9 protein-coding genes are annotated in these 10,432 nt (G+C 35.1%); 4 read left to right on the top strand and 5 right to left on the bottom strand.

Annotation, left to right across the window (positions count from 1 at the left end):
* From ICJ83_RS11800 to ICJ83_RS11790, 3 genes are all read left to right on the top strand, one after another.
* Positions 1-3,594: HYR-like domain-containing protein (locus ICJ83_RS11800; RefSeq protein ID WP_188230599.1), on the top strand; the 3,594-nt coding region annotated here is incomplete at its 5' end.
* A gap of 12 nt (positions 3,595-3,606) precedes the next feature.
* Positions 3,607-4,527, top strand: a complete 921-nt coding sequence (locus tag ICJ83_RS11795; RefSeq protein WP_188230598.1) for a PorP/SprF family type IX secretion system membrane protein — start codon at positions 3,607-3,609, stop codon at positions 4,525-4,527.
* A gap of 11 nt (positions 4,528-4,538) precedes the next feature.
* Complete coding sequence (locus ICJ83_RS11790) at positions 4,539-6,455, top strand: OmpA family protein (protein WP_223154757.1); 1,917 nt, start codon at positions 4,539-4,541, stop codon at positions 6,453-6,455.
* Positions 6,456-6,900: 445 nt separating this feature from the next.
* Here ICJ83_RS11790 and ICJ83_RS11785 read toward each other — a convergent pair whose 3' ends face one another.
* Together ICJ83_RS11785 and pdxH are read right to left on the bottom strand one after the other, a co-directional pair.
* The gene (locus ICJ83_RS11785) at positions 6,901-7,395 is read right to left on the bottom strand and encodes a CAP domain-containing protein (RefSeq protein ID WP_188230597.1); all 495 of its coding nucleotides are present in this window, start codon (positions 7,393-7,395) and stop codon (positions 6,901-6,903) included.
* A gap of 165 nt (positions 7,396-7,560) precedes the next feature.
* Complete coding sequence (pdxH, locus tag ICJ83_RS11780; protein ID WP_188230596.1) at positions 7,561-8,208, bottom strand: pyridoxamine 5'-phosphate oxidase; 648 nt, start codon at positions 8,206-8,208, stop codon at positions 7,561-7,563.
* Between the two features lie 90 nt (positions 8,209-8,298).
* On the opposite strand from pdxH, the gene ICJ83_RS11775 reads away from it, so the two are divergent.
* Complete coding sequence (locus tag ICJ83_RS11775) at positions 8,299-8,721, top strand: hypothetical protein (protein WP_188230595.1); 423 nt, start codon at positions 8,299-8,301, stop codon at positions 8,719-8,721.
* Here the strand turns inward: ICJ83_RS11775 and ICJ83_RS11770 are convergent.
* The 3 genes from ICJ83_RS11770 to ICJ83_RS11760 are packed head-to-tail and all read right to left on the bottom strand — an operon-like array spanning position 8,718 to position 10,431.
* The gene (locus tag ICJ83_RS11770) at positions 8,718-9,623 is read right to left on the bottom strand and encodes a ribonuclease Z (protein ID WP_188230594.1); all 906 of its coding nucleotides are present in this window, start codon (positions 9,621-9,623) and stop codon (positions 8,718-8,720) included. The two genes, ICJ83_RS11775 and ICJ83_RS11770, sit on opposite strands and share 4 nt — an antisense overlap.
* A 3-nt stretch (positions 9,624-9,626) precedes the next feature.
* Positions 9,627-10,097 (bottom strand): DUF3291 domain-containing protein, encoded by a 471-nt coding sequence (locus tag ICJ83_RS11765; RefSeq protein ID WP_188230593.1) that lies wholly within the window; start codon positions 10,095-10,097, stop codon positions 9,627-9,629.
* Position 10,098: 1 nt separating this feature from the next.
* Positions 10,099-10,431: a ribonuclease Z gene (locus ICJ83_RS11760; RefSeq protein ID WP_188230592.1), complete on the bottom strand. Its 333-nt coding sequence runs from the start codon at positions 10,429-10,431 to the stop codon at positions 10,099-10,101.
* Position 10,432: the final 1 nt, after the last annotated feature.

The raw sequence follows: 10,432 nt of genomic DNA, 5'->3' as shown, positions 1-10,432 counted from the left end.
GAGGCCTGTGATATTAACGGTCTGAATGACTTTAGTACCACGGCAGTGGATATTACTGGCGATGCTGTAACTTACGGTTACAGTGTGACTGAGGCTTGTGATTATACCGTAACCTATCAGGATAGCCAAAGCGGGTCTTGCCCGATTACCGTAACACGTACCTTTACAGCTACCGATGCTTGTGGTAACTCGGCTACCGATACACAAACTATTACTATTGATGATACTATAAATCCAGTTATCACAGCCCCTGCTGATGATACCATCGAGGCCTGTGATATTAACGGTCTGAATGACTTTAGTACCACGGCAGTGGATATTACTGGCGATGCTGTAACTTACGGATTCAGTGTGACTGAGGCTTGTGATTATACCGTAACCTATCAGGATAGCCAAAGCGGGTCTTGCCCGATTGTGGTAACACGTACCTTTACAGCTACCGATGCTTGTGGTAACTCGGCTACCGATACACAAACTATTACTATTGATGATACTATAAATCCGGTTATTACAGCTCCTGCTGAAATTACTGTGGAAGGTTGTGATGAAGGAGATATTACTACAGATGGAACTACTGCTTTAGCTTACAGTACTACTGCGGTTGATATAACTATAGACCAATTTAAAGCTGAAGGTGGAGATGCGTCTGATAGTTGTGGTATTCAATCTATTACTTATAGTGATGGAGCCCCGTCAGGAAGCTGTCCCGTAACTGTTGTAAGGACATTTACAGTTACTGATCCTTGTGGAAACACAAATTTTGCAACTCAAACTATAAATGTAGATGACACCACCCCTCCAACAATTGACAACAGTAATATAGCTGATATAGATATTGAATGTACTTTAGATGATCCTCAGAAATTAACCGATTGGCTAAATAATAATGCTGGTGCTACAGCTAACGACGCTTGTGGTTCTGTAACCTGGACAAACAATTATGGTCAAGACACTAGTGTGAAATGTAAAGAAGGAAAAGGAATAACAATAACTTTTACAGCTACTGATGCTTGTGGAAACTTTTCAGAAACTCAAGCTATTTATCATATTCAAGATAATATTGCTCCAAGTATAACAGTAGTTGCTTCTGATTATATAGCAGAATGCGATGGTGCAGGAAATATACAAGAACTTAACGATTGGCTAAACTCAAATGGAGGTGCCACAGCTAGCGATGAATGTTCTACTATTGACTGGTCTAACAATTTTTCAGCTTTAAGTAATGAATGTGGTAATACAGGTTCAGCGACAGTAACTTTCACCGTAACTGACGCCTGTGGTAATTTTAGCGAAACAACTGCAACATTTACCATTCAAGACACTATGCCTCCTGCATTAACAGTCCCTACCGACGTAACCATCGAATGTACTGAAGATGAAACTAGCGCCAATACTGGCGTAGCAACTGCTACAGAAACTTGTGGAAGTGTTACGGTTACCGAAAGTGACTCGGAAATTACTGCTTGTGGAAACACTAAAGTAATCACTAGAACATGGACAGCTACTGATGAATGTGGTAATCAGACTTCTGATACACAAACTATCACCGTTCAAGATACCACGCCTCCAGTTTTAACGATCCCTGCAGATGTAACTATCGAATGTACTGAAGACGAAACTAGTGTTAATACCGGCGTAGCAACTGCTACAGATACTTGTGGAAGTGTTACGGTTACTGAAAGTGATTCTGAAGTTGCTGCTTGTGGGAACACTAAAGTGATTACCAGAACATGGACTGCTACTGATGACTGTGGTAATCAGACTTCTGATACACAAACAATCACTGTTCAAGATACAACGCCTCCTGCATTAACTATTCCTGCTGATGTAACCATTGAATGTACTGAAGACGAAACTAGCGTTAATACAGGCGTAGCAACTGCTACAGATACTTGTGGAACCGTAACAATTACCGAAAGTGATTCTGAGGTTGCAGCTTGCGGAAACACAAAAGTGATTACCAGAACATGGACAGCTACTGATGAATGTGGTAATCAGACTTCTGATACACAAACTATAACCGTTCAAGATACAACGCCTCCTGTATTAACGATTCCTGCAGATGTTACTGTGGAATGTACTGAAGATATGACCAGTACCAGTACTGGTGTTGCAACTGCTACAGATACTTGTGGAAATGTTACGATTACTGAAAGTGATTCTGAGGTTACAGCTTGTGGAAACACCAAAGTGATTACCAGAACATGGACAGCTACTGATGAATGTGGTAATCAGACTTCTGATACACAAACTATCACTGTTCAAGATACAGTTGCTCCAGTTTTAACAGTACCTACTAATGTTACTGTAGAATGCACTGAAGATATAAGCAGTGTCTCACTTGGAACTGCCACAGCAACTGATAACTGTGGAAGTGTAACTGTTTCTCAAAGCGACTCTGAAGTTACTGCTTGTGGAAACACAAAAGTTATTACAAGAACGTGGACTGCAACAGATGAATGTGGTAACTCAGCTTCGGCTACTCAAACTATTACTGTAGAAGATACTACTCCTCCAGTTTTAACAGTACCTGCCGATGTAACAATCGAATGTACAGAAGATGCTACTAGCGTTAATACTGGTGTAGCAACCGCAACAGATACTTGCGGTAATGTTACTGTGAGCGAAAGTGACTCAGAAGTAGCAGGATGTGGCGCTTCAAAAACAATTACGAGAACATGGACAGCTACTGATGAATGTGGCAATACAGCTACGGCTACGCAAACCATTACAGTGCAGGATACGCAAGCACCAGAAAACACAACTAATTATAATGAAATTGTAAGAATAACATCATTAAATATTCCTGATGCTCCTGATATACAATTCACAGACTGTTCTGACTTCACGGTACAATTTACAGAGGTGAATACATTTATAGATAATGTTTTTGCAGATTACGAAATTACACGTACCTGGGTTGCTACCGACGAATGTGGTAATGTATCAGAGGTTAAACAACAAGTATTTGTGGCTATAGAAACCGTGACCACAAGAACAACTTCAAGTCCGATTTGTTTTGACGATGGTGCTAAGGATTTAAGAGACTTTTTACCATCTAACTTAAACCTTGACGGTGTTTGGGAGTTCATTTCAGGAAACAACATAGCAACCCTTGTAGGATCGATTTTCGACCCAACAAAACTACAGTTAGGAGAAGATATTCGCCCTGGTGAAATTTTAGAATTCTTAATAAGGTACAAGACGACTAAAGATGGTTCTATAAATGAAACCGAATTAACTGTCCAAGTAAACTCAGATTGTATTGTACTTCCATGTGGAGTTAATGATATTGAGATTTCTAAAGCAGTAACACCTAATGGAGATCCTTACAATGAGACTTTCGACATAAAAGGAATTGAACTTTGTGGGTTTATTGCTGAAGTTAAAATCTTTAACCGTTGGGGTGCCTTGATTTACGAATCTAACAACTATACCCTCGGAGAAAACATGGGTGACTGGAATGGAACCGCTAGTAAATCCTCTTTCGGATCTGCTGATAAAGTACCTAATGGAACTTATTATTACATAATTAACTTAAAAGATAGTGGATTGGCACCATTTACAGGACCAGTTTATTTAGGAACTAAATAAAAATCTTAACCTATGAAACTTTTTAAACATTACATAATCGCTATTGCATTATTAAGTTGTACGGTTGGAATTGCCCAACAATTACCGCAGTTCACGCAGTACATGTATAATACAATATCTATTAACCCAGCTTATGCTGGTAGTAGAGACGCCCTTAGCATTGTTGGATTACACAGAAGCCAATGGGTTGGTTTTAGAGGTGGACCAATAACGCAAACATTATCTATTCATACGCCTTTAAGAAACGATAGAATAGGTTTAGGTTTATCTTTTATTGAAGACGATTTAGGTCCTGAAAATTTCTCTTACCTATATGGTGATTTCTCGTATGCTATTCCAACGGGGCAAACCGGAAAATTAGCCTTTGGTATAAAAGGTGGGTTTACCCAATATAGCCTGGACGACGATTTTAGAAACTATGAAAGTTTAGATCCAACCATATATGGTATTCAAAACCGTTGGACACCAAATGTAGGTTTGGGAATATACTGGAGTACTAACAAATGGTATTTAGGTCTATCGGCCCCCAGAGTTTTAAATACAAACAGAAACACGGAAGAAGGCTTTGAAGCTTTAGAGCGCTTAAGTTATTATTTTACGGGTGGTTATGTGTTTAACCTAAGTAAAAAAATAAAATTCAAACCGGCTTATTTAATAAAAGCAACTAACGGCGCTCCCCTATCCTACGACCTTACTGCTAATTTTCTGTTTAATGAAAAGTTCTGGTTAGGTGGTTCGTATAGAATTAACGAACAAACAGCTGCTATTGGTGGTATTGTAGATTTTCAAATTTCAAGACAACTACGTATAGGATATGCTTATGAAAAACCCATTTCAGACATAGCTGACTATACGACAGGAACGCATGAAATCCTGCTTATTTACGAATTCAAATTCTTAAATTCTAAACTAAAATCACCTAGATACTTCTAATACCCTGAGATATGAAGATTAAAAATTACATTTTAGTATGTGCTGCAATTATGCTTTCCTTGACTGTTTTTGCTCAACAAGGACAACAAAAAAAAGCAGACACTTTATTCAATAAATTTTCTTTTGTAAAAGCTGCAGAAGTTTATAAAGAACTTATTGCTAAAGATTACAACAAAGATTACGCCACAAGAAAACTGGCCGATTGTTATGCACTTTTAAGAGATCCTAAAAATGCATCTAAATATTATGAAAAAGTCGTAAAGCAAGATAATGTTCCTGTCGAATATTACTATAGCTATGCGCAATCTTTACGTGGTATTAAAAAATACGATGAATCTGAAAAATGGTTACAACGCTATAAAGATTCGGGAGGTGTTGTTAATACAAACGACTTTTCAAAAGACGCCAACTTTATTACGAATGTGTTCAATGCTAAACAACAATATTTTTTAGATGATTTTAAATTTAATTCAAATTTAAGTGATTTTGGAGCCTTTGAACACGATGGTAAAATATATTTCTGCTCGACAAGAGATGAAGGTGTAGCGATTAAAAAATTATACGGCTGGAATGAGCAACCTTTTTTAGATGTATATGTTACCGATATAAATTCAGAAGAAGAAGTCGACCATACTAAAAAAATAAAAGGTGATATTAATACCCCTCTACACGATGGGCCTGTTACCATTACCAACGATGGAAAACATATGTATTTCTCTCGTAATAACATTAAAAATAATGTTGAAAACAAAGGCTCTAACGGTCTTACTAACATGAAAATATACAGAGCTACTTTTAGAGATAGTATCTGGACCGATATCGAGGATTTACCCATTAACGGTGATAATTTCTCTACGCAACATGCAGCCCTAAACAGTGATAACACAAAATTATATTTTGCGTCAGACCGTCCAGGAGGATTTGGTGGATCCGACATATATGTAGTAGATATCTCTGAAGATGGTGTTTTAGGAGAACCTAAAAATTTAGGCAATATTATTAATACCGATAAGGCTGAAGGATTTCCTTTTATTAATAACGAAGGTACCTTGTTCTTTTCTTCCGATGGTCATGTTGGACTGGGATTATTAGATGTTTTTGCTACTGTTGCAGATGAAAACAACAACATTGTAGATGTAATTAATTTAGGTGTGCCAGTAAATTCTAGTAGTGATGATTTTTCATTCTCCATGAATGCGAATGGAACCAGTGGTTATTTTGCTTCAAACAGATCTGGCGGTAAAGGTGATGATGATATTTATGCCTATAACAGAATACCTCCATTGAAAGTTGAAGGTGTAGTTTCCGATGCGATAAACGGAAATCCAATTGCTAACTCTACCATTAAGTTATACGACAGCAAAGGTTCTGAAATTGCTTACATGGAAACTGATGAGAAAGGGTATTACTCTATTAACATCGATAGAAATGAAGATTACAAAGTTGTTGGTAGTCATGAAAAATATATCGAAGATTACAGAACGTTTACGTCTAAAAATATAAAAACAGAGTTAACTACCATAACTGCAAATCTGTTATTAAACCCCGTTGAAGATGTGGTAACCCTTGCTGAATTAAATACAATTTATTTCGATTTTGATAAATTTGACATCAGACCAGACGCAGCATTAGAATTAGATAAAATTGTAGATTTAATGGTAAACCAATACCCAGATATGGTAATTAGAATAGAATCACATACAGATTCCAGAGGGTCATTATCTTACAATGACAAACTTTCTATTGATCGTGCAAACTCAACATATGAATATTTAATTTCAAAGGGCGTAGCTCCTGAAAGAATTACAGCTCATGAAGGGTTTGGTGAGCGTCGATTAACAAATGGTTGCGACGGAAGCGAAGATTGTGAAGAAGAAGCACATCAGTTGAACAGACGTACACAGTTTATTGTTATTAAAATGGAATAAATGTACGTAGCATTTCACTAATTAAGCTAAATATAAATACTATAAAAAGGCTCTTAACTCCGTTTAAGAGCCTTTTTTAATGTCTGGTCTGTTCCTTCTTCAACTAACTAACTAACTAACTAACTAACTAACTAACTAACTAACTAACTAACTAACTAACTAACTAACTAACTAACTAATTAACTAATTAACTAATTAACTGCTGAAGGTCTATATTTAAAATATAAAACAATTCTAATACTATCTCATAAAAAAAGCCTCCCTTGCCAGGGAGGCTCATACCTAAAGCTAAATTCAATAACAATTAAGTTATCAAGTATAGCCTTTTTACAAAGGCTATGTTTTAATTGCCAACTTACACAAGTGACACTATTTGTATTTTAAAAAAATGGTAAAGTAACATTTAAGTAAACCCTACTTCACCATATTTAGTATGTAAATACTTTTATTTTTTAATAAAAATGTTGGTGTAATACCATTTTCCTTCAGCATTTTCCTCGGCTGATATTCCAAAATTAGTAAAATCACCTTCTATTGTTGCTCTATGTCCTTCACTATTAAGCCAAGCTCTAACTACAGACTCAGCGGAACTATATCCATAAGCGACATTCTCTGAAACGCTAGATGCGCCTTCTTTAGATTTTAAATATTCACTACGCTTGAAAAAATTAGCGTGAGACACTTCATTATTATCCACCATATAATCAGTATGCGTGTAAGCAACAGATTTTACAACAGATAAATCAGATAACACATTTAAGCCTAATGATAATCTGTGGTTGTTTATTAGTTCTAAAATTTCAACTTCTATAGACTTATCTTCGAGAGTAATAAGACTAAATTCGATGTCGTTGGTTTGATCTTCAAGACTATCAGTAGTACAAGAAAATGTCATGGAGGCTATGAAAGCCAGAAAAAAAAGTTTTAATGATAACTGCATGGCTAAGTAAATTTAGATTTGGTTCTGCTAATTTAGCCACAGCATTGAAAGAAAATGTTAAAGAAATGTTAAAATCGACAAAACACATGTTTTTTAACGTTTAAATATGTATTTCATCGATTATTTTGTGCTGAAATTTCGATTTTTATGTATTTCAACGGTAATTTATGGCGATAATCGATTTTTACTCCATGCATAATCTTCTTCTAATTTATAAGATATCCGATCGTGCAATCTATTTGCTCTTCCTTGCCAAAATTCTATAGAAACAGGTTTTACAATATAGCCTCCCCAATGTTTCGGGCGTTCAATATCCTTACCTTCATATGCAATCTCATATTCTCGTAATTTAGCTTCAAGTGCTTCCCTACTTTCAATAATTTCACTTTGATTGGACACTATTGCCCCCAATTGACTTCCTCTTGGTCTTGATTCAAAATAGCCATCACTTAAGTTTTCAGCAATCTTTTCTGCTTTACCTCTTATTATAACTTGCCGCTCAGCTCCTGCCCAAAAAAAAGATAAACAAACATTTGGGTTTATATCAATCGATTTTCCCTTTTCACTATTATAATTCGTGTAAAAAATAAAGCCCTCATAAGTGTATTTTTTTAATAATACAACTCTATTTTTAGGATAACCGTCTTCTCCTAGAGTTGAAATAGTCATGGCATTGGTTTCGTCTTCCGGAAAATGCCTGTCCACCTCAAAAAACCACTTTTGAAACAATTCCATAGGGTTTTCCGGTGTATCTTTTAAGAGTAACTCGCCTTTATCGTATGACTTTCTATAGTTACTTAAATCTTTTTCCATTAGTGTTTTTAATTAGTTGTAATTAATTATATCGTTTTTGTTTTTTTTAAGAATAATCTTATTAGATTTGCTTTACCCTAACGAATTAAAATGAAATTTGAACACTCAACCTACTACAACCCAGAACTTCATGTTAAAATAGAAAAACCATTTGGTCGTTTCTTCTTTTGTGATAAATTTATTTTATCCGAAATCTATGAAGGTATTCATTTTGATTGGCCTATGATTAGTTGCTTATTAGATGATGTTGTGTCATTTTATGGTTCTTATGCAAATATAGGTTATATATCGAATAGAATTTACTCTTACTCGCGCGATCCTCATTCATGGACAGAAATTGATAAATATAACATCATTGTAGCAAGTGCTATAGTATCGTACAACCAGATGTCTTATTTAAATGCAACATTAGAAAAACGCTTTTCTAAAAAGAGTATTAAACGCTGTGATACATTGGATCAAGCTATCGAATGGATTATAAACTTAAAGGAGTTAAAAAATGTCTCTGTTTAAAATTTGAACGCTTTGCCATCTTTCGAGAGTTTAACGTTCTCAAAGACTTGCTTTGCTTCTTCTTTAAAGGCTTTCAGACTGTCGTAACGTGTTGAATAATGCCCTAGTAACAAGGTGCCAACATTGGCTTGTTTTGCTATCGATGCAGCTTCTTTTGCGGTAGAATGTTTTGTTTTTTCAGCCAAATGAGCATGTTTTTCCAAAAATGTAGATTCATGATATAAAACATCTACATTTGAAATTATCGGTACAATATCTTCCTTGTACTGTGTATCACTGCAAAACGCATAGCTTTTTGGTTTTTTACCTGCTTTAGTAACGCTTTCATTTTTGATTAAAATACCGTCTTCATTTACAACATCAAATCCTTGAGCCAATTTTCTGTAGTATGCTACATCTATATTCGCCTCCTCTACTAAATTAATATCAATTTTTCGATTCCCTTCCTTTTCTTGAAATAAATACCCGTTGGTATACACTCTATGATTTAGAGGAATTGTATGTACCTGGATAGTTTCATCTTCAAAAATTAATTCGGATGTTTTAGTTGTTAACTCATGAAAAATTAACTTAAAATTGGTCCAGGAATCGGCTAATTTCATTTGTAAGGTAACCACCTCTTTTATTCCTTTAGGGCCATAAATATGTAAATCGGTTTCTCTTGTTAACAATCGAAAGGTTGAAATTAATCCAACCAAACCAAAAAAATGATCACCGTGTAAATGAGAAATAAATATATGTTTTATTCGATTGAATTTAACTTTATGTTTTCGTAATTGTACCTGTGTTCCCTCACCACAATCAATTAAAAACATATGATTTGCAATTTCTAAAACTTGTGAAGTAGTATTATTTAAAGCTCGTGGTGTAGCACTGTAACAACCTAGTATTTTGAGCTTCATAAATTATTGGGTTTTATAGTTTATAGCGTCTTTAACCGAAAATTTACTCTTAAAAGTAAAGGCAAAAGGTGTTTCGCCATGGGAATTTAAGTAATCTAAACGAATTTTAGCATCTTTTAATGTAGGATTATATCCTTTTGGCACATACCAAAAAGCCATATGCTTCATTTTTATATTCTCGAACCATTCTTTTTTGCGTTTTAATACAGCAATATGATTCGATTTATATACGTAATTAAAGAGTGCTTCTAAATTTTTCCACACCGATATATTTACAATTAAGTTTGACTCGTGAAACAAAGATTGCACTTGCTCGGCTTTATCCATATCTTTTAAACGCCAAACAAAACCTTGGCTAGCTTCTGCAATCGCATTTATTTCGTTGGTGCTGTTTACAAAATCTTGCATTACAGTATGGTCCAAAGGTTCTAGACCTTTGGCTATATTAACTTGAGCAAGATGATATTCCTGCATTTTAAAAACCTAAATCACGTTCCATTTCCTCCATTTCAATTATATCGTAGGCCTCTTGTGAGGTTGGCACTACTACAATTTCATCTGGAGTTTCATCAACATTAATTTTATCGGTAACAATTACAAACGATTGTTTTGCACCGCGATGGGTATTAGATATTTGTAAAAACTCAACAATATCCTGTACTCCAAGAGGTTTCAATGAAGTTAAAATTACAATGATATTATGATTTTTAAACTTCGGATATAAAGCCTCCAGCTTTTTTACTAATTCTGGAATGGTTGCCTTTTCCTGAGTAATTATTGAAATATTTCCGTCTTGATCTATAATCATA

This window comes from Aestuariibaculum sediminum (genome assembly GCF_014596945.1).
In the GTDB taxonomy this organism is placed as follows: Bacteria; Bacteroidota; Bacteroidia; order Flavobacteriales; family Flavobacteriaceae; genus Aestuariibaculum; species Aestuariibaculum sediminum.
The sequence above is the reverse complement of the archived record's forward strand: the minus strand, read 5'-3'. Positions and strand labels throughout refer to the sequence as shown.

What these genes read in the sequence shown, in the direction of transcription:
- ICJ83_RS11795 (WP_188230598.1), top strand. Translation starts at nt 3,607, where the DNA reads ATGAAACTTTTTAAACATTACATAATCGCTATTGCATTATTAAGTTGT.
- ICJ83_RS11790 (WP_223154757.1), top strand. Translation starts at nt 4,539, where the DNA reads ATGAAGATTAAAAATTACATTTTAGTATGTGCTGCAATTATGCTTTCC.
- ICJ83_RS11785 (WP_188230597.1), bottom strand. Translation starts at nt 7,395, where the DNA reads ATGCAGTTATCATTAAAACTTTTTTTTCTGGCTTTCATAGCCTCCATG.
- pdxH (WP_188230596.1), bottom strand. Translation starts at nt 8,208, where the DNA reads ATGGAAAAAGATTTAAGTAACTATAGAAAGTCATACGATAAAGGCGAG.
- ICJ83_RS11775 (WP_188230595.1), top strand. Translation starts at nt 8,299, where the DNA reads ATGAAATTTGAACACTCAACCTACTACAACCCAGAACTTCATGTTAAA.
- ICJ83_RS11770 (WP_188230594.1), bottom strand. Translation starts at nt 9,623, where the DNA reads ATGAAGCTCAAAATACTAGGTTGTTACAGTGCTACACCACGAGCTTTA.
- ICJ83_RS11765 (WP_188230593.1), bottom strand. Translation starts at nt 10,097, where the DNA reads ATGCAGGAATATCATCTTGCTCAAGTTAATATAGCCAAAGGTCTAGAA.
- ICJ83_RS11760 (WP_188230592.1), bottom strand. Translation starts at nt 10,431, where the DNA reads ATGATTATAGATCAAGACGGAAATATTTCAATAATTACTCAGGAAAAG.